The 20,227-nt window shown below is 58.9% G+C and carries 17 protein-coding genes; 7 read left to right on the forward strand and 10 right to left on the reverse strand.

The window, feature by feature from the left end; genetic code table 11:
• The first annotated feature begins 216 nt into the window (after positions 1-216).
• Together AB4O16_RS24215 and AB4O16_RS24220 are read left to right on the forward strand one after the other, a co-directional pair.
• Entirely contained in the window at positions 217-2,190 is a 1,974-nt protein-coding gene (locus tag AB4O16_RS24215; protein ID WP_460156019.1) for a hypothetical protein, read from the forward strand.
• Positions 2,191-2,413: 223 nt separating this feature from the next.
• The gene (locus AB4O16_RS24220; RefSeq protein WP_460156020.1) at positions 2,414-4,696 is read left to right on the forward strand and encodes an autotransporter outer membrane beta-barrel domain-containing protein; all 2,283 of its coding nucleotides are present in this window, start codon (positions 2,414-2,416) and stop codon (positions 4,694-4,696) included.
• Here AB4O16_RS24220 and AB4O16_RS24225 read toward each other — a convergent pair.
• The 6 genes from AB4O16_RS24225 to AB4O16_RS24250 form a co-directional block, all read right to left on the reverse strand.
• Entirely contained in the window at positions 4,635-6,257 is a 1,623-nt protein-coding gene (locus AB4O16_RS24225) for a hypothetical protein (RefSeq protein WP_460156021.1), read from the reverse strand. The two genes, AB4O16_RS24220 and AB4O16_RS24225, sit on opposite strands and share 62 nt — an antisense overlap.
• A 259-nt stretch (positions 6,258-6,516) precedes the next feature.
• Entirely contained in the window at positions 6,517-7,731 is a 1,215-nt protein-coding gene (locus AB4O16_RS24230) for a carboxypeptidase-like regulatory domain-containing protein (protein WP_460156022.1), read from the reverse strand.
• Positions 7,732-7,877: 146 nt separating this feature from the next.
• Positions 7,878-9,818: a cyclic di-GMP receptor LapD gene (gene lapD / locus AB4O16_RS24235; RefSeq protein ID WP_160388194.1), complete on the reverse strand. Its 1,941-nt coding sequence runs from the start codon at positions 9,816-9,818 to the stop codon at positions 7,878-7,880.
• 22 nt (positions 9,819-9,840) lie between these two features.
• Entirely contained in the window at positions 9,841-10,548 is a 708-nt protein-coding gene (gene lapG, locus AB4O16_RS24240) for a cysteine protease LapG (RefSeq protein WP_160388195.1), read from the reverse strand.
• 245 nt (positions 10,549-10,793) lie between these two features.
• Positions 10,794-11,189, reverse strand: a complete 396-nt coding sequence (locus AB4O16_RS24245; protein WP_460156023.1) for a YbaN family protein — start codon at positions 11,187-11,189, stop codon at positions 10,794-10,796.
• Between the two features lie 10 nt (positions 11,190-11,199).
• A complete protein-coding gene (locus tag AB4O16_RS24250; protein WP_046816855.1) occupies positions 11,200-11,787 on the reverse strand; it encodes a UPF0149 family protein in 588 nt (195 codons plus the stop codon).
• A gap of 273 nt (positions 11,788-12,060) precedes the next feature.
• On the opposite strand from AB4O16_RS24250, the gene recQ reads away from it, so the two are divergent.
• The 4 genes from recQ (at position 12,061) to AB4O16_RS24270 (ending at position 16,380) form a co-directional block, all read left to right on the forward strand.
• Positions 12,061-14,187, forward strand: coding sequence for a DNA helicase RecQ (recQ, locus tag AB4O16_RS24255; protein ID WP_160388197.1), 2,127 nt, complete (start codon positions 12,061-12,063; stop codon positions 14,185-14,187).
• A 119-nt stretch (positions 14,188-14,306) separates the two neighbouring features.
• Positions 14,307-14,741, forward strand: coding sequence for a MarR family transcriptional regulator (locus AB4O16_RS24260; protein ID WP_160388198.1), 435 nt, complete (start codon positions 14,307-14,309; stop codon positions 14,739-14,741).
• A 127-nt stretch (positions 14,742-14,868) separates the two neighbouring features.
• Positions 14,869-16,059, forward strand: a complete 1,191-nt coding sequence (locus AB4O16_RS24265) for a type IV pilus assembly protein FimV (protein WP_460156024.1) — start codon at positions 14,869-14,871, stop codon at positions 16,057-16,059.
• Positions 16,060-16,092: 33 nt separating this feature from the next.
• Positions 16,093-16,380: an Rdx family protein gene (locus tag AB4O16_RS24270; RefSeq protein WP_160388200.1), complete on the forward strand. Its 288-nt coding sequence runs from the start codon at positions 16,093-16,095 to the stop codon at positions 16,378-16,380.
• Here the strand turns inward: AB4O16_RS24270 and AB4O16_RS24275 are convergent.
• Together AB4O16_RS24275 and AB4O16_RS24280 are read right to left on the reverse strand one after the other, a co-directional pair.
• Positions 16,374-17,267, reverse strand: a complete 894-nt coding sequence (locus AB4O16_RS24275) for a DMT family transporter (RefSeq protein WP_460156025.1) — start codon at positions 17,265-17,267, stop codon at positions 16,374-16,376. The two genes, AB4O16_RS24270 and AB4O16_RS24275, sit on opposite strands and share 7 nt — an antisense overlap.
• Before the next feature lie 71 nt (positions 17,268-17,338).
• Positions 17,339-18,103: an AraC family transcriptional regulator gene (locus tag AB4O16_RS24280; RefSeq protein WP_160388202.1), complete on the reverse strand. Its 765-nt coding sequence runs from the start codon at positions 18,101-18,103 to the stop codon at positions 17,339-17,341.
• A gap of 134 nt (positions 18,104-18,237) precedes the next feature.
• On the opposite strand from AB4O16_RS24280, the gene AB4O16_RS24285 reads away from it, so the two are divergent.
• Positions 18,238-19,053 (forward strand): UDP-2,3-diacylglucosamine diphosphatase, encoded by an 816-nt coding sequence (locus AB4O16_RS24285; protein WP_160388203.1) that lies wholly within the window; start codon positions 18,238-18,240, stop codon positions 19,051-19,053.
• Between the two features lie 177 nt (positions 19,054-19,230).
• On the opposite strand, the gene AB4O16_RS24290 is transcribed toward AB4O16_RS24285, so the two are convergent.
• Positions 19,231-19,821: an HD domain-containing protein gene (locus AB4O16_RS24290; protein WP_160388204.1), complete on the reverse strand. Its 591-nt coding sequence runs from the start codon at positions 19,819-19,821 to the stop codon at positions 19,231-19,233.
• 27 nt (positions 19,822-19,848) lie between these two features.
• Positions 19,849-20,160 carry an Mpo1-like protein gene (locus tag AB4O16_RS24295; protein WP_460156026.1) on the reverse strand — a complete coding sequence of 104 codons (312 nt, stop codon included), beginning with the start codon at positions 20,158-20,160 and terminating at the stop codon, positions 19,849-19,851.
• Positions 20,161-20,227: the final 67 nt, after the last annotated feature.

Raw genomic sequence — 20,227 nt, forward strand, 5'->3', positions numbered from 1 at the left:
CTGCGTCAAAGGTATCTGTCCGACCGACGGTAACGAAAACTGTAATTTCTGACAGTGGTCAGCCCCCCGTGTCTGCCGTTAAATCAAGACATTCGGGTGAGTGAAGTGATCGTCCAGGTACCCGTTAATGCACGGCAACTAATCAGTGCCGGAGTTCCCCGTCTGACATTGGACGACCAAGTATGAGCAACCTGCTCAACACCAAGGAGTAGTGAAATGTCTAAAAGCGAAGATTTTGCCATCAACGGGAGAAACAGGGCGCAATACCGGGCGTATCGCGCCAGCCTGCGTCTTGTGGATCTGGGAGCCCCTGTGCCTGATTCGACTAATCCACTATTGCCGCCCTTAACCGCGACAGGTTCACAATATCTTCCGTATTCTTATAGAAGCCAGCCGCTCAAGTTCATGATTCCGACATTCGACGATCATGATTCTACTGTGCCGACATTCGTGACAATCCGAATGACGGTAGATGGAACCAAGGACGATGTTAGTTATCAATATGATGAAGAGACACCTCTCACCCCACCGCCACCTATTCCTATGACCTTGCATTTGGCAAGCAGGAATAGCCCAGGACTACGCAAAATCAGTTATACCTTGGATTTTGGCGGAAATGAAGCAACTGTAAACGAACTGGAGTATATGGTGGACTTTGTGCCGCCAGCGCTTGATACGTTGATCGCTGTGCCTCAGTCCGTGAAGGATTATGGTATAGGGCCGGAGGATTTTCAGAGCGGTGCAACTCTTGCTTTGACCTATCCGGATTACTCGAACAAGAGGCTGGGCGATACGATCAAGTGTTATATCGGTCCCGATAGCACCGTCAAGAGAGAAGTGGGTGTCATTACATTTGATGAAAGTAATTTTAGCAATCCAATAGTATTTAATTTAGCGGCTTCTCACGTCGCTGGTTACAATGGAAAGTGCATTGTTTTCTGTGAGGCAGTCAGTTATCCGGGTGTCCCGGCCACACCTTCAGGCAATACCGAGGTGTGGGTATCCCAAAAGCTCAGGCCGGTGGTCGCAGAGGAATTGGACGTTCCGCAGGCACCCACCTTGACCAGTACGCTTCTGGTAGAGCACTTCATTGATGGCGTCGGTGCCGGTCTTAAACTTGTATTTCCAAATTTCGACAATGCGGTGGATGAAATCGAGTACTCCATCGATGGCGCGGTGCAACCTCCAAAACGTTTAACCGCTATTCCGTTTCTGAATACGCTGAACAACCAGGCGCTCCTCAATTCGGGGCATGGCAGGCGACAAGTAAAGCTCGGCTACAGAATCAAGCGCGGTAACTTTTACTTTCCTGTGGCACCTGTTGAAAAACAGGTTTGGCTTGATGTGAGGAAACCCGCTGCACCCTTTGATCCTGCCAATCCTGCTCCGCCGGATGTCACCTTGTTGCAGCCATGGATCCAGGGACCCTACAGTACTGAAAAAAATAAACTGACGGTGGCGGACAAACAAGACGGTGGCGTCGTCAAAGGTTATTTGCCTTTCCATACTCGTTTTAAAAAAGGCGACACGGTACGCTTTTATATTAATGGACGTGAAGCGCCGCCGCCGGGTGGCGTTTGGGTCTTCCCTAGCGATGACAGCGAAGATCCGGCAAAGCCGATAGAGTTCGAGTTCAAGTGGGATTGGCTTGGCACCATTCCAGATGATGTCGATGCAAATCTTAATTGCATTGTGGAACATGATCTCAATGACAACCTGGCAATTTCCCCGGTGGAGTATGCGGAAATCAAGATGCAGCCGATCGTTCTGATTGATGCCGGGTTCAAATATATGGATCCACGAAACGGCTTTATTTGCAGTTCATTGAGAAGGCTTCTTCCCAGTGGTGACGTTGTCGGTGTCGTTACAATCCCTGCGGATACGCGCTTGGCAGACAATGAAGTTGTACTGACTTACGGTGGCTATCCCACGGATGCTGCTGATGAAACGAGTATTATTCCAGGGACCAAGGTTGAGGTAAAACACACTCCCACCAAGGCGGAAGCCGCTACCGGCTTTGATATGTATGTTCCCTATATCCATCTGCAAACCACGCATAACGCGTATGGCCGAACGGACTATGCGCTCAACATTGCCGGTGAGGATGTTTTCACCAAGGGTGCTGTGGTCCGGGTCAACATGAGTCGAGGTTCGGACACCTGCGATCTGGTTCCGGTCATTCCTGTTTGACCTGAGCATCGGCATGGGAATCCTTGCCTGCCAGGCCCATGGACGTATCCGGTACCGAGGTGCCGGATACCCCCCCTTTGTTGCGTTTAAATTTTGTGTTGGATTTTTCATACACCTTAAAGGATTAATCCTACATTTTTTTGTAGGAGGCATCTGTAAAGTCCGCAGCCCTCAACGTTTTCCGTTCTCTTCGGAAGACGAGAAGACGAAACAGGACCCAGCTATGAGCATTGATAATCGAACTGCATTTAAACCATTGTCCACAAAAGGTTTCGGAGTGCTGGCACTATTGCCAGCATTTTTTTTGGTGAACACTTCGGCGATGGCGGCAATCATTGTTGGCGCAGGGGAGAATGTAACGGTCGGTCCGACGGATCCGCTTAGCGACTACGTGGTGGAAAAGGGAGGGGCACTCAACCTGGTGGGAGCCACGACCCAAAGCCTGTCCATTCGGACCGGCTCGACCCTGAACATCGATGGCGCCGTCATCAACAGCAACAAGGGCGACCATGGGATTTCAGTGAATAGCAGCCAGGCCACCATTCGCTCGGCCGTTGTAACCGCCGACGGTCGAGCGCTGTGGGTCAATCGGCCACCCTCGTCCACTCAAGGTTCGACAGTCACCGCCAGCGATAGTCAGTTTCGGGGCGGAGAGAGCGGCGCGTTGGTCACGGGCCTGAGTACATTGACGCTGCTCAATAGCGAGTTGCGAGGCGTGAATGCCGGCAGCGTCGGCCTCGACAGTCGCGGCGGCGATGTGCGCGCGCTGGCGGGTACGCTGATCAGCGGCGACAGCGCGGGTGTGCGGATGACCAATGACTCCTCACGCGTCGGCCGCAATTCACTGGTGCTGGACAACTCCACCGTAGAGGGTCGCAACGGCCCGGCAATCCTGGTGGAGGGGGGCGTTCAGGGGGCGACGATTGATGTGCGCAACAATGCCGTCTTGCGCGCGGCGGATGGCAACCTGTTGACAGTGCAAGGCGCCTCCACGGCGGCAATGAACATCGTCGGCAGTGCGCTGGAGGGCAACGTAAAGGTCCTGGGCAACAGCAGCGTCGACCTCTCCTTCGACGGGGCTTCGATGGTGGGTGACATCGTGCGCGAGGACGGCTCGTCTGCCCAGGTCGATTTGAACAACGTATCATCCTTCACCGGGCGCCTGAACAACAGCAACCTGAGTATCAACAGTCAATCGAGCCTGACGATGGTTGGCGATGACAGCATCGACAATTTATCAATGAATGACGGCACGCTTAATTTCGGCGCGGCTGGCGAGCAACGTGACTATCGTCAACTCGAGGTCGGCAACCTGCAAGGCAGCGGCATCATTGCCATGCAGGGGAATTTCGCCACCGGCGAAAGTGACTTGCTCAAGGCGGCAAGCGCGACGGGCAGCTTTGAGCTGGCCGTCAACGCGTCGGGGACAGATGCCGCTTCTCCGCAATCATTGACCCTGGTTCAGGTCGGCAGCAATCAGGCGACCTTTGCGTTGCTGGGAGGCAGGGTCGATCTGGGTACCTGGGAATACGATCTGGCCGAAAGGGCCAACGCATCGGGCGGAACCGACTTCTATCTGAACCCGACCACACGGCTCAGCTCGAGTGCCCAATCGGTGGTGGCGCTGTTTCAAACGGCCCTGACCGTGTCGTATGGCGAGACCAAGTCGCTGGAAAACCGCATGAGTGAATTGCAGGCGGACGATCGACTTCACGGTGTCTGGGTACGGCCATATGGCAACAAGTACAACGTCGATGATGGTTCCGGTGTGGGTTACCGTCAGCAGCAGCAAGGGTTTTCCATGGGGGCCGACACCCGATTGGGGGACAGCCGTTGGCGGCTCGGCCTGCTGGCCGGTTACAGTCAATCCGATCTGGATCTGCATGGCGGCACATCCGCCACGGTCGACAGCTACTACGTGGGTCCCTATTTTGGCTGGCTGAATCCGGATAATGGTTATTACGTCGATGGTGCGCTCAAGTTCAACCATTTCCGTAATGACTCCAAAGTCACCATGAGCGATGGCACGCGCGCAAAAGGCGATTACAGCAATTCAGGGGTGAGCGCGCTGGTAGAGGCTGGCCGCCATATCAACCTGGGGAACGACTGGTTTGCCAAGCCGTCAGCCCAGGTGTCGGCGGCGAGGATCGAAGGCGCAGACTACCGGCTCGACAACGGTATGGAAGCTGACGGCGATCACATCGATTCACTGCGGACCAAGCTCGGAGTCAGCGCCGGTCGAAGCATCAAGCTGGAGCGCGACGTCCGTGTGCGACCGTACGCCAGTGTGGCCGTGATCCACGAGTTTGCCAGCAACGACGACAATGTGCGGGTCAACGGAAACAGCCTCAACAACGATCTGTCCGGCTCGGGTCTCGAGTTCGGCATGGGAGTTACCGTTTCCTTGTCCGAGTCGATGCGGCTTGACGCCGGTGTCGATTATTTCAAGGGTAACGATGTTGAGCAGCCGGTTGCGGCCCGCCTCGGCTGGAGTTACCAGTGGTAAAGACTGAAGTGAAAAAAAACCGCATCAAGCGGTTTTTTTTCGTTTTGCCAGCCTCGATGTTTACCAGCCCTAACCGGGAGGGCGCCCCAATAACGCTAATGGTCCATGTATTGGACTCGGCATCAGGGTTATCTGCATCGACGGCGCTGACGACATAGGTGGTGCCGACTTCCAGCGAGCTGACAAGTCTCACCCATTGGCCATTGTCGTTGGAGTCCTCCGGCTTCGAATCGATGACCCCATTGATCTTGACCCTGACCGATGCCAGCGGCCTGGTTTCACCCCGGACATAGACGTGCGTGGAGAGGGTGCTGCCACCGTCGTCAATCACTGTGCCGGCAGAGTCGTGAACCCTGGTGTTTTTCGGTGCCTGGTTGCCTTTCACGGTAAACGGATACGGGGCAGACTCGCCGCCATCGGCATACTTTGCCTTGGCGACAAGGGAATAGGATTTCTCCGCCAATGGCCCGATGGGGAGCTTGTAGTGTCCGCTTGTCACTGTTGCCATACCTAAAGATTCGGTGCCGTTGTAAATCTCGATGGACTGGTTCTCTTCACCCCCGCCTTCAACATCCAGTTCTGTTTCGAAGGTGTCGCCATCCTTGTCTACGACCTTGCCCTTTTTATCGGTGACGGTATCGAGGGTAGCGGCTTGCGCCGTTCTGACGGTAAAGGTCCGCGGGCCGTCGACATCATCATTATATGAAGCCTCGACGCCGAGGCTGTAATCGCCATCCGGTAACGCTGTAAAGGTGTGGCTCCATTCACCCTTGTCATCGGCTTTCAGCGGGACGGGTGTCGGACGTCCTCCAATCAGTGAAAGATTTCCCTCGGCGAGTGCGCCGCCTTTGACGGTCAGCTTTCTTCGGATGGTAGTTGCACCCTCTGCAACGGGATTGCCTTCGTCGTCGGTCACCTCGTCGATGGACAGAGGGGTCGCTGCTTTCACGGTAAAGGTGAAAACGCTGGACTCTTTACCCGCGGAAGACTTGAGTTTGATGGCGTATGTCTTTGCTTCCAGGTCGACGAGTTTGATGCTGAGTTTTCCGCAACCGTTGGTCAAACCGGACTCCAGTTCAGTTTCCCCATCGAATGCCAGGGTGTCTTCGCTGGGCACCGCATCGGCGTGGATGGTGACCGAACTTTCATAGGTCGTGCCATTGTCTGGAATCAGGCCTGTCGCCCCGCGCACTTCTCTGATGATTGGGGTTTCGGTCGCTACAGTGAATTTTTTGGGGGGCAGGGAGACAGGTTCAGAGCCGTACTTGCCTACTGCGAATATCGAGAAGCAATCAAGTTTCGTCACCGTGATCAGCGGCGTCTCCCAATTGCCGCTGCCGTCACTGTTCGCTTCGCCCAGTTTATCCGAGCCATTCACTATCCAGATGATCTTATTGGGCTCCGCACCGTTTCCGATCACCTTGAAAGATGTTTTGAAGGTGGTTTGGCCCACGATGGAAATGCCGTCGGGGTCGAGGACTTGCCTGATCGTCAGCAGATCGAGGTCTTCAATTGCTGGGTCGGAAGAGAGTGATGAATGGCCTGTCGGTAAGCTGGTCATGGCGGTGACTCCGGTTATGAGAGTAAACGGAGTTATTAGGGAGGCAAACTTGAACGCTGACTACTGTCATAAATAACAGGCTTGCAGCGGCTTCCGATAGACGGCTTATGCTCATGGGGGGCATTGCAGTTTTTGAAATGGCTGGATATTCGGTGCCGGGCTGGAATGGCTTATGTCATCATTATCTGATGTGCATTGATTTAAATGAAAAAAAACCGCATTGAGCGGTTTTTTTCTGTTGCCTGCATTCGGTTTTAAATTAACGCTCAGTGGAATTCTTGGTTGGCGCAACGGTAATGGTCCATGTATTGGACTCTGCGTTATCGCCGTACTGGGCTACCGCGCTCATCGCATACCGGGTTCCAGGGATCAGTCCGGTGACGAGCTTGACCCAATCGCCCTTATCATTTGCAGGTTCTGCCTTTTCCACAATGACACCATTGATCTTGAGCTTGATTGCCTCCAACGGTGCGGCAACACCCCTGACATAAACATATTTTTGCGTGGTGCTGCCGTTATCCTCGATCGGGCCATTTGTATCGTAGATACGGGTGCTGTGCGGCTTGATGGTCGAATCGACGGTGAAGGTCCGCGGTGCGGTCGTTTCCACGGGGGTATAGTTGGTCCGAGCGGTCAGGCTGTAGAGCGCCGCGGGCAAATCACTGAATGTATGCTCCCAGAATCCGGAATCACCCGCTGTCACGGTCACTGACGCCGGTTGTCCGCCAAGCAGGGTCAGCTCACCATTGTTGCGTGCCTTGCCTTTGATGGTCAGGGTCGTTTGGGCGGTGGTGTCGCCCTCTTCTACGCTGTTCCCGTCATCGTCCAGTACATCATCAAGACTCAGCGGCATGTCCCCGGCCACTGTAAACCTGAACACAGTGGACTCTTTATTGTTCGGTGCCTTGATCTTGATGTTGTATTGCCCCGTTTTCAGTTCATCCAGGCGCAGTTGGAACAGCCCGTCAGCATTAACCAATGCTTTCTTGCCCGTTGTCGTGTCGCCATTGAAGGCCTCGACTTCAACGTTGGGCGGGGCATTGCCGGTGATTTCTGCCCAGTCGCCGTCGTAGGTGCCGCCCTCTTCGATAGCACCGTCCTTGCCAGCGACGGAATTGATAATGGGTGTTTCGGTCGCCAGGACAAAGATTTTACGTCGGGAGCTATTTTGCGGCGGGAATTTTTCCTGGGCGAAAATCGTGTAGCGCCTGAAGTCTGACAGCGTGAAATTTTTTTCCCAAATGCCCGAAGCATTGCTGGTCATCTCAGTGAGCCTGATCTCGCCATCGCGCAGCCTCAGGTCGGTATTTATCTCGGACGTGCCTTTGAAGGTCAGGGTTTTATCGTACGTGATGCCGTTATCATCAATGAGATTATTGCTGGAATCGCGGACTTCATCGAGAGTTACAGGTGTGGATACTTCAAGGGGGACGTCAGGGAAGTGCTCCGAGGTGCTCGGTGTTTTACCGGTCATGTTGATAACTCCATTTGCTGTTGAGGGAAACGAAGTTATTTAAGGCCCGAAGTACTTCAGGTGGCTACTGTCATAACTAACAGGTATTTGTTGATTTTCGAAAGATGCGGCGTGTTATTCGAACAAAGTGACTAGCGCCAAATACTTCACATCGGCTGCGGCGGTCCGATCAAACGCCCCATTACGCCAAATATCCCCAGTGCCCTGATCGTTTCCAACTCCCCTTGGGTTTCTACTTGCTCCGCAATCAACGGCAAATCGATGCTGTTGGTCGTCCGGTAAACCGCCTCGATAAACAGACGCTTGTCAGTCTGTTCGTCGATGTTGCGAATGTACGCCCCATCGATCTTCAAGTACGCCAGGCCCAATTGGGTGAGGTTGCCGATCTGACTGAAACGCCCGCCAAAATGTTGCAGGCCGACTCGATAACCCGTGGCCAGCAGGCTGTGGCTCAAACGCTGCAGTTCTTCGGGGGACGGCAGTTGGCGTTCGTCTATTTCCAGGGTCAGCAGCGGCGCCAGTTCCGGCAGGGAGTCGAGCAGGTCGAGGATTGCTCGCCATTGCACCGGGTCGCGCAGGGTGCTGCCGGACAGGCTCAGTGCCAAGGGGCGGCGGTTGATCACCAGGTCGTCCAGCGTGGCTTCGAGCATCGCCAGGTCGAAACGCGCAGACCAGCCGAGACGTTCGATCCATGGCAGGAAATGCCCGGCGGCAATCGCCTCGCCCTGTGGGTCGAGCAGGCGTGCGAGCACTTTGTGATGCAGCACCTGACGGGTGTCGGCGCATTGCACGACGGGCTGGAAGTACAGCTGCATTTTTCCCTCGGTCAAAGCGTCGTCGATCCAGGTACGCCAGTCGTGCTGGGAGTGATTGGGCGCCGTGTCGCGGTGGCTTAGATGAATCCAGGGTCGCCCCGGATGCTGGCGTGATTCAGTCAGGGCCTGATCGAGGCGCAGGAGTACGGTGCTGACCGGCTCGCCGGGGCGGTAGGCGACAACCCCCAGATGGGCGACCGGCATGCAATCGCTGGCGCCGGTCAGGCGCAGGTTTTCCAGGCTGATGCTGATATCGGCGGCCAGGCGCGCGGCACTTTCTGCGTCCAGGCCCGGGGTCAACAGGCTGAATTCGCCGCCCCGGTTGCGCGCCGCCAGCCAGGTGCGCCGCTCGGGCAATTGAGTCAGGCGCCTGAGCAATACGCCGACGGCGCAGATCAGCGCGTCAGTGCGTTGGCCGCCCAGGCGCTGGTTGAGCCCGTTCAGGTCGTTGATCCGCAACATCAACAAATGGCCATCGCGGCTCTGTTCGCACGCGCGCAAATAGTCGGCCAGTTGCTCATCGAGCAGGCGTCGGTTGGCCAGGCCGGTGAGGCTGTCCAGATAGGATTCGGCCCGCAGCTTTTCGCTGCGCGCGGCCTCTTCGGCGAACAGCGCCTTGAGCTTCTCGACCATCTGGTTCATCGCCAGCACCACCCGCTTCAGTTCCGGTGTCCGTGGCAGTTTCGCCAGGCTGAGAAACTCGCGTTTACTGATGGCCTCGGCTTGTCGAACCATGCTGTCGAGCGGGCGAAATTGCCGGCGCAGCATCCATCCTCCAATCACCGCACTGAACAGTCCGCACCATAGCAACCAGATCAGGCTACCCAGGGTGCTGTCCCAGAGCTTGGCCAGGGCGAATTGCGGATTGCTCAGCACTTCGACCCGAGCCAGTTGCTCCCAGCCGCGCATGATCAAGGCGTCGCCACCTTCCGGGCGCAGGTTGACCAGCTTGACGAACCAGCCAGGCACACCGTCGATTTCCGTTGGTGTACTGCGTTCCACCAGCGTCTGCTGATCCTTGAGCCTGATGACGCGGATGCTGCTGAAATAGCCGCTGTCGAAAATCGAACTGACCATCAGCTCCATCATCGCCGGGTCGTCGACCTGTGCGGTCAGTGACAGCCCCAGCGCGGTGGCCGCGTCCTGGGCGTGGGCGCGCAGTTGACTGAGCGTTTGCTCGCGGGAGCTTTCCAGGCTGGCGAAAAAACTGCCGCTGAACGCCACCAGCAGGAACAGGCAGATGGCCAGGAACAACTGTTTACGCAGTGTCATACATCGCTCCTTGCCATGGCGGTTAGCCGTCGCCGATGTCGAACCCTTCGGCCTGCATTTTTTTCAACACGTCCTGCCAGCGCGACAGCTTCTTCGAGTCACTGCTGCGCTGGCCGCCGTTCTTGCCCGGCAGGTACAGGCCTTCAGCGTTGAATGCGTACACCGGCAGCAGGTCTTTGCGCTGCGAGGCGGGGCGGATTTCGCCGATCAGGTTGTCCAGCACCAGTGGATCGGCCGTGGGGGCGCTGTAGAACGTCAGCACCATGTGCGCCTGGTTCTGGCTGAGGGCCTTGACGTAGGTGATGCGCAGCTTTTCGCTGGGGATGCCGAGCCGGCGCAGGCTGAAATACTTCGCCAGCGCATAGTCCTCGCAGTCGGCGGCGCCCTTGATCAGGGCTTCGACGGGCGTGGCCCAGTAGTCGGTCTGTTGCCAGATGCGTGTATCGTCCTGGAAATTCAGCTGCTGATTGAAGAAGCGGTTCACCGTGTTGAGCTGCTCACGTTCGGGCGCGCCACGTGCACTTTGCAGCATTTGACTCCACGCCTCGATCCGGCTTCGAGCCGGTCCCGGCAGGCCGTAGCGTTTTTCCACGGTTTGCAGGATCTGCGCAAAGTCCCAGTCGGCACGGACCACATTGAAGGCGGTCAGCAGCAAACCGGCCAGCAGCACCCAACCGCCGAGCCGAAGTCGGAGCGCTGGCCATCCTGGACTACGCAGACTGCGGGCCATGTCTGGCTGCTCGAGTGTAGGTGGGTGGAGTTTAGGTGGAGTTTTTGCCGGGGTAGGGCAGGTCGTCGGAGGAAGAGAGTTCGATGGACGGCTTTTTGTGGCGAGGGGGCTTGCCCCCGTTGGGTTGCGAAGCAACCCCAAGTCCGGCATTGCGCGTGTTCCTGATTGATCGCGCTAACTCGATTGACGACTGCTACGCAGCCGAACGGGGGCAAGCCCCCTCGCCACAATGGTCCCGGGAGACTTCAGGATTTGCGCAGGGTTTTCTGGCGCAGGATGTAGAGGGTCACCAGTACTGCACTGGTCAGCATGAAGCCCCGAGCCCAGGGCAGCGGCACCAGATAGCATGAGAACAGGATGCTCGCCCACATCAGGCCGATGGCGTAGACCTTGCCCTTGAGCGGGATACCGTTGCCGTCGAGGTAATCGCGGATCCATGGACCAAGCCGTGGATGCTCCACCAGCCATTGATAGAAACGCGGCGAGCTACGGGCGAAGCAGGCAGCCGCCAACAGCAGGAAAGGCGTGGTGGGCAATACCGGCAGGAAAATCCCGATCACCCCCAGCGCCACGCTCAGCCAGCCGATGGCCAGCAGCACGTAGCGCAACATCAGGGGACGGTTGCCTATGGGGTTGTCCATAGGCCCGATCTTAGTGGTGACGTGGCTTGAGAATCGCCGGTTTTTCGTCTGGCGCGTTGCACAGCAGGTACAGCGCGGTCAGGGCTTCCGGGATCTGCACGATCATGTCGTCCATCAGGTTGGCATCGGCGGCAATGTCGGAGAACTCCGGTTGCTCGTCGAACAGGCCCGAACCGACCATGATCGGCAGGAGCATTTCGCTGACTTCGTCTTCGGCGGTTTCAAACCAGGCTTCTTCGCGCAGGAACACGCCTTCCATGAAACCGATGCACCAGCCGCGCAGTTCGGAGTCGTCCGGGTCGTCGCCCAGGTCGAGGTCGCACGGCAACTCGAACTCCTCGTCGGAGGCCAGTTGGCGGGCGATGTGGGCCTTGAGGCCGATCAGCGTGGCTTCGATCTCTTCGCGCTGGGCTTCGCCACTGTAATGCGGCTCTTCGGCGAACAGTGCGTCGATCCACTCACGGTCAGGAACGGTTTCGGAACAGATCGACAGCGCGGTGAGGTAGCCGTGGGCGGCCACGTAGTCCAGCGCCTCGTCATGCAGTTCATCAGCGTCGAGGAAGACTTGCAGGCGGGTTAGTTGCTCAGCGAAGGACATTAAAGGACTACCTTGGGGAATGTTCGATGCGGGAATTCTAGGCCTTCTTGAGCGCTTGGGCCAGCCGCACGGCATATTTGCGCATTGATGTGTCTTATCAGCGGTGCCCTTTGCCGGACGGGGCTCGGGTATACTCGCGCGTTTTGTGATGCCCTGCTGGCGTCACGGCTGAAATGTGAAGCGTCATGCAATGCGCACTTACGATTTGTCGGTGCAGCGTCGCGGGTTCTGAACCAGCCTTGCAGGGATGTTTCGGTGATTTTTGGAGTTTTTATGCTCGAACAGGCTCAACGCGTCCTCAAGGACATCTTCGGCTACGACAGTTTCCGTGGCCGCCAGGGTGCAATCATTGAGCGCGTGGCCAGCGGCGGCGATGCCCTGGTCCTGATGCCTACCGGCGGCGGCAAATCCCTGTGCTTCCAGGTCCCGGCGTTGCTGCGCGAAGGCCTGGCGGTGGTGGTCTCGCCGCTGATCGCACTGATGGACGATCAGGTCGCCACCCTCGAAGAGCTGGGCGTGGCCGCCGCCGCCTTGAACTCCACCCTCAGTGCCGAGCAGCAGCGCGACCTCGCCGTGCGCATCCGCCGCGGTGAAGTGAAGATGCTCTACCTGGCGCCGGAACGTCTGGTCCAGCCGCGCATGCTGTCCTTCCTGCAGGGGCTGAACATTTCCCTGTTCGCCATCGACGAAGCCCACTGCGTGTCGCAATGGGGCCACGATTTCCGCCCGGAATACCTGCAACTGGGCCAGTTGGCGGAAATGTTCCCCGACGTGCCGCGCATCGCGCTGACCGCCACGGCCGACAAGCGAACCCGGGAAGAAATCGTCACCCGCCTGCACCTGCAAGACGCCGAACGCTTCCTGTCGAGCTTCGACCGGCCGAACATCTTTTATCGCATCGTGCCCAAGGAACAGCCGCGCAAGCAGTTGCTGGCGTTCCTTGCCGAGCGCCGCAGCGATGCCGGCATCGTCTATTGCCTGTCGCGCAAGAAAGTCGAGGAGGTCGCCGCGTTCCTCAGCGAGCAGGGCTTCCCGGCGCTGCCGTACCACGCCGGCCTGCCCAACGATCTGCGTGCCTTCAATCAGAAGCGCTTCCTCAACGAGGAAGGCCTGATCATGGTCGCGACGGTGGCGTTCGGCATGGGCATCGACAAGCCCAATGTGCGATTTGTCGCGCACCTCGATCTGCCGAAATCCCTTGAGGCCTACTACCAGGAGACCGGTCGCGGCGGCCGTGACGGCTTGCCGGCGGATGCCTGGATGGCCTACGGCCTGCAAGACGTGGTGATGCTCAAGCAGATGTTGCAGAACTCCGAAGGCGACGAGCGACACAAGCGCCTGGAGCAACACAAGCTCGACGCCATGCTCTCGCTCTGCGAAGAAACCCGCTGCCGTCGGCAAACGCTGCTGGCCTACTTCGACGAAGACATGCCCGAGCCTTGCGGTCATTGCGACAACTGCGTCGATGGCGTGCAGACCTGGGATGCCACCGAGCCTGCGCGTCAGGCGCTGTCGGCGATCTACCGCACCGGCCAGCGCTACGGCGTCGGGCACCTGGTGGATGTATTGCTGGGCAAGGACAACGAAAAGGTGCGCAACTTCGGCCATCAGCACCTGTCGGTGTTTGGTGTCGGCAAGGCGAGGGCGGAGGGCGAATGGCGCTCGTTGTTCCGTCAGTTGGTGGCCCGAGGTCTGGCCGACATCGACCTCGAAGGCTACGGTGGCTTGCGTCTGAGCGACAAATGCCGGCCGCTGCTCAAGGGCGAGGTGACGCTGGAGTTGCGTCGCGACCTCAAGGCGCAAACCGTGGCGAAAAGCAGCAAGAGCCAGGCGAGCCAACTGGTGCGCGGCGAAGAGCGCGAACAGTGGGAAGCCTTGCGCGCCCTGCGGCGCAAGCTCGCCGAAGAACATGGCGTGCCGCCGTACGTCATCTTCCCCGATTCGACCTTGCTGGAAATGCTCCGCAGCCAGCCCACCTCGCTGGCGGAAATGGCCACGGTCAGCGGCGTCGGCGCGCGCAAGCTCGAGCGTTATGGCGAGGCGTTCCTCGAAGTGCTCGGCGGCCAGGTCGAGGCGCCGAAGGTGGTGGCCGACGTGCGTCACGAACTGATCACCCTGGCGCGCGCCGGCATGACGCCGGTGCAGATCGCCGGTCAGTTGCAGTGCTCGGAAAAGAACGTCTACACCATGCTGGCCGAAGCCATCGGCAAACAGCAGTTGTCGCTGGAACAGGCGCTGGATCTGCCTGAAGAGCTGATGGGGGAAGTCCAGGACGCCTTCCTCGATGGCGAAGGCGAGTTGCCGCCGGTTTCCGAGATCGCTGCGCTGTTCGCAGGCAGGGTACCGGAAGGGGTTTTGTACTGCGTCCGCGCTGCCTTGCAGTCGGAATTCGAGATTTGAGACATCGGCAGTGCTGATGTAACGATTCACTACAGATCAAGCCTTGCCTCAAATCGAGGCTCATGCTTAGCTGACTAATAATTAGTTTTAATTTATTTCAGTCTAATCATGAGTGTTTTATGCCGTTAACCGATCAACACCGCTTTGGCATGCAATTGGCCCAGATGTCCCGTGGCTGGCGCGCCGAACTGGATCGCCGACTGGCGGGCCTGGGCTTGTCCCAGGCACGCTGGCTGGTGCTGCTGCACCTCGCGCGTTTCGAAGAAGCCCCCACCCAGCGTGAGCTGGCACAAAGCGTCGGCGTCGAAGGCCCGACCCTGGCCCGTTTGCTCGACAGCCTGGAAAGCCAGGGTCTGGTGCAACGCCAGGCCGTGCTGGAGGACCGTCGGGCGAAGAAAATCGTGCTCTGCGCGCCGGCCCGCCCCCTGATCGAACAAATTGAAACCATTGCCACGCAACTGCGCCACGAACTGTTCGAAGGCGTCGATGAGGCGGACTTGAAGGTGTGCATGCGGGTCCACGGGCATATCCTGGGCAACCTTGAAAAATCCTGAGGCATAACCGACCGCCAGGCTTTTGAGCCAGCGCATTGAGCAGACTATAAGAACTACTCGGCAATATCGTGTTCGTAACGGACGTACGAACCTGTTCGGGTAGTTTTTGCAGATCTCAAGGATGCTCATGCTCAAGTGTTGGCGATTGGTTTTACGCATTGGTTCTCTGGGGTTGCTGGCCGGGGTCGCGGTCACTTACTCGGCATGGACACTGGCGCTGGGCCTGGGGGAAATCACCCTGCATTCGGCGCTGAACCAGCCGTTGCGTGCCGATATCGCCCTGGTGGATGCGGCCGGCCTGGAGGAGAGCGAGCTGTCGGTGAGCCTGGCAACGGCAGACGAGTTCAGCCGCGCCGGGGTCGACCGGGTGTATTTCCTCGACAACCTGAAGTTCACCCCGGTCCTGCGCGGCAATCGCCGCCTGATCCAGGTGACTTCCAGCAAACCGGTCAGCGAACCCTTTCTGAATTTCCTCGTGCAACTCGACCAGCCCAACGGTCGGTTACTGCGCGAGTACACGGTGCTGATCGATCCGCCGGGTTCGCCTGGGGTTGTTCCTGCCACTGATGAAGTCGTTTCGATTTCGCCTGCGTCCGCATTTCCCAGTGTTCAACCGGTCACAGCGCCGTCACCCGTGGCCAGGACGACGCCGGAGGCCGACGCCCCCCCGGTCGACTCCGCTGACGAGCAACTGGCTGACAGCGCCCTGCAAACCACTGTCGATGAGCTCAACGCGAAGCTTCAGGGCCAGGAAGTGCTGATCGCCGAGCAGAAGCAGCGGTTGGCCGAGCTGCAGACCCAGCTGGCGGAACTCAAGAAGGTCAAGGCGCAACCGATGGCTTTCGATACCGTGGCGCCAGCCTCCGCCAAGGTTGAAAGCCCCGGGATTGGCTGGCTGCAGATTACCGGTGTGTCGGCGCTGGTGGTGTTGCTGGCGCTGCTCTGGTTTGTTCGTCGTCGGCGCCGGGAACATCAGGCCATAACGTCAGAGGATGGGCCTTCGCCGCATGAACCGTTGCCGGAGATTTTTACCGAGCCAGTGAAGTGGCCGACCGTCATGCCGCCGTCCCCTGCGTCGTGCGACGAGGTACCAGCCAGCGAAGGGCCTGAGCCGGTCGCAGCGGGTGTGGCGATAGCCGCTGAAACCGCGATTGACGATGGCTACCGGCTCAACCTGGATGAGCTGTCCATTGCGTCGAACTGGGAGGTGATCAACCCAGACGATAACAGCCAACCGGCTGCCCTGACCGCGCCTGCGTTCGCGTTGGAGGAACTACCTGCTCCAGCGACTCGGCAGCAGTCGGTCGGGCTATCATAGCGGCGTCGTCAAACTCTGGAGCCTTGTCCCATCATGACCGCTGCCAAACCCGAAATCGTCATCACCTATTGCACGCAATGCCAATGGCTGTTGCGTGCGGCCTGGCTGGCCCAGGAACTGCTCAGCACCTTTGGTGATGACCTGGGCAAAGTCTCCCTGGTGCCGGGCACCGGCGGGGTCTTTCATGTGTTCTGTGACGCTGTGCAGATCTGGGAGCGCAAGGCGGACGGTGGCTTCCCCGAGGCCAAGGTGCTCAAGCAACGGGTCCGCGACCAGATCGATCCGGACCGAGACCTGGGACACAACGACCGCACTCAGTGAGACGCGGCCTCGGCGGCAACGGCTTGCTTGCTGGAGCCACTTGAGAACCGGCTGGACACCACAATCGCCACAATGATCAGCGCGCCTCCGAGCAACATGCGCAGGGTCGGGTTTTCGTTGAACAGCAGCCACGCGACGGTGATGCCGTAGACCGGCTCCAGGGCGAACACCACGGCGGCGGTGCGTGCCTTGATCACCGCGAGGCTGGCGACGAACAGGCTGTGGGCGACGCCGGTACAGAACACACCGAGCAGGCCGATCCACAGCCAGTCGATGGCGCGCACGTCGCTCAACTGAGGCGCCGCCACCGGCAGCAGGCACAGGGCAACCACCACGTTCTGGCACAACGCTGCCTGCACGGGCGGAACGCGTCCGGAGCTGGCACGGTTGGTCAGCGACAGCAGGGCGAACAGCAACCCGGAAGCCACGGCCCACAACAGGCCGGTGGTGGCGCCGCTGGCCAGATCGAAGTCAGGCGTGACCAGCACCAATCCGACACTCACCAGCAACACCAGCACGATTTCATTGGCGCGAATGCGCTCGCGGAAGATCAGCCCTTCGAGGATCACGGTAAAGGCCGGGAAGCTGGCGAAGCCGAGCGTCGCAATCGCCACGCCTGCGACTTTCACCGCAATGAAGAAGCTCACCCAGTGCCCGGCTAGCAACAAGCCGCTGAGCAGCAGCCGACGCCAGTCCACGGCCTCGAGTTTTTGCCAGCGCGTCTGGCTGGCGAACCGTGCAAAAAACCCCAGCGCGAGCACAGCGAAAGCGGCGCGGCCGAACACGATGACCGCCGGTGACGCGGCAGCCAGTTTGCCGAACACGCCGGTCAGGCCGAACATCAGTGCGCCTATATGCAAGGCGCCAAGGGCGGTACGGGGAGTCATTGCAATCCTTAACGACAAACGAACAGAGGCCTTATTGAAGCGCGTAACCGCCCGGCAAGTCTGTCGGCAGACTAGCGTTTTTTGTCGCCAGTCTCGCGCCGCAGTTTGCTGGGCGATGCCCCGAACTCGCGCAGCACCGCCGCCGCGAACGCACTCTGGGAGCTGTAGCCGACGCGGCTGGCAATCTCGCCGATGGCCAGCGCCGAGTTGCGCAGCAAGCCCACCGCGATGTGCAAGCGTCGGCTGCGGATGTAGTCCATCGGCGTCTGCCCGCACTCGGCCACGAACCGCGCATGCAAACGGGCGCTGGAAAGGCCGGCCACCCGGGCCAGGTCGGCCACTTGCAGCGGGTAGGCCGCGTACTGATCGATGTGTGAGTTCAGCGCAGCGTAGGGCAGGCGCCGACCGCCGACGGCGTCGGGCCTGGCGTTGTTCAGACTGGCCAGCAACAGCACCGCGCCTTGCTGGGCGATCAGCGGGTCATCGACCGGACTGTTCGCCAGCCAACTGACGAGTTGGCTTTGTCCCGCGTCCAACGACAGGCGGCCGGGGTTGTCGAGCAAACGTCGGCTTGGCTCGGCGTGATCGCCCAACGACTGGGCGACCCATTGTTCACTGGGCACATCCAGCACCAGGCAGCGGCTGCCATTGGGGCTGCCACACGCATGATGAGCGCCCGACGGTATCACCACGAAGCTCTGCTGGACCACCTGGCTGCCACGGCCGTCAACCTCGAAATCCAGGGCGCCCGAAAGCCCGAACACCAGTTGCGCGTGGTCGTGGCTGTGGACGATCAGGTCGTGGCTGTATTGGCGCAGCGTGAGGATCGGTCTCATCGCGGGTCTCCCGGTTCAGGGCGTCAGTCTACACCGAGCGGGCCTGCAAGCGCTGTCACAGGACTGACTTGGCGCTGTCATGGACGATTAACCGGGCCGGAGCAGACTTGGCAAAACTTGCCTGAGGGTTGCCCATGACCAGCGCCGAGCTCGCCAAACCCACCCGTAAGCAACGCGTACGGACTTTATGGATTTCCGATGTGCATCTGGGCACCCGGGATTGCCAGGCTGAACACCTGTCGCGGTTTCTCAAGGGTTACCATGCGGACAGGATCTACCTGGTCGGCGACATCATCGACGGCTGGAAACTGCGCGGCGGCATGTACTGGCCGCAGGCACATACCAACGTGATCCGGCGCCTGTTGACCATGAGCAAGCGTGGCACCGAGGTGATCTACGTCACCGGCAACCATGACGAATTCCTGCGCCGCTATTCGAAGCTGATCCTGGGCAATATCCAGCTGGTGGACGAAGCCGTGCACGTCACCGCCGACGGCCGGCACCTGCTGGTGATCCATGGCGACCAGTTCGATGTGATCACCCGCTACCATCGCTGGCTGGCCTTTCTCGGTGACTCGGCCTACGAATTCACCCTGACCCTCAACCGCTGGCTCAATCATTGGCGCGCGCGATATGGCTATGGCTACTGGTCGCTGTCGGCCTATCTCAAGCACAAGGTGAAAACCGCGGTCAGCTTCATCAGCGACTTCGAAGAAGCCATCGCCCATGAATGCGTCAAACGCGAACTGCACGGGGTGGTGTGCGGGCACATTCACCATGCCGAGATTCGCAAGGTCGGCGAGGTGGACTATCTCAATTGCGGCGACTGGGTGGAGTCGTGCACGGCGCTGATCGAGCATTGGGATGGTTCGATCGAGCTGTATCGGTTGGCGGATGCGCAGGCGCGGGAGGCGCAGTTGAAGGCGGCTAAAGTCGCAGAACTGGCTTGATTGATTTGATTTTTGTGGCGAGGGGGCTTGCCCCGTTGGGCTGCGCAGCAGCCCCAAAACCATTCACCACGGAATGCCAATAGATCGGCACTTGTAGGTTTACGGCGGCTTCGCCACCGAACGGGGCGGTGCGGCGATCCGACAAGCCCCCTCGCCACAATGGTTCCGCCGGATCTGTCAGGCTGGCGAATGCTCTTGCATCGCCGCCTTGTAGATCGAATGCCTCGGGTGCGCAAACAGGCGCTCCATCATCGGCTCGAAAAAGCTCAATGGCAGCGTGTCATATTCCGGGTCAAACGCCGCCGCATCGTACCTGGCGCAGAACTCGACGGTCGCCTGGTATTGCGGATGGTCCTGGAATTGCTCGCGCAGATGCCGATCCATGCCCAGGTGATGAAAAAAGTAGTAGCCCTGAAAGATCCCGTGCTTTTCCACCATCCACAGGTTCTCGGCGCTGACGAACGGCTTGAGGATCGCCGCTGCGATGTCCGGGTGATTGTAGGAACCCAGGGTGTCGCCGATGTCGTGGAGCAGGGCGCAGACCACGTACTCTTCGTCGCGACCATCGCGCCAGGCGCGGGTGGCGGTTTGCAGCGAGTGGGTCAGGCGATCCACCGGGAACCCGCCAAAATCACCCTCCAGCAACTTCAGGTGCGCCACGATCCTGGTCGGCAATTGTCGTGCGTAGGCACTGAAGTCCGCGGCGATGATCGCCCAGTCTTCCTGAGTGCCGTCCTTCATGTGGGTGAAGCGGGCATTGGCATTCATGAGCAACTCTCTTGTGGCGGCTGTCGGCTAGAACGGAACGCGCCCCAGGACCATGTCCCGGTACATGACAAAATCGCCGAGCAGGCTATAGAAGGGGTGTTGGAAGGTGGCCGGACGGTTCTTCTCGAAGAAGAAGTGACCGACCCAGGCAAAGCTGTAACCTGCCAGAGGCAGGGCCCACAACAGCATCCAGGCACCCCGACCAATGGTCAGCGCCAGTATCAAGATAACCAGCGTTGTGCCGATAAAGTGCAGACGGCGACAGGTTCTGTTGCTGTGTTCGCTGAGGTAGTAAGGGTAGAACTCAGCGAAACTGTTGAATCGTTTGACGTTTTCCACGACTGCGATCTCTGTGGTTATTGTTCTGACGGCAAGTTGTTCTGCGGGTAGCTTATTTGAGTCTAGA

It is taken from the genome of Pseudomonas sp. S2_H10, from assembly GCF_054668285.1.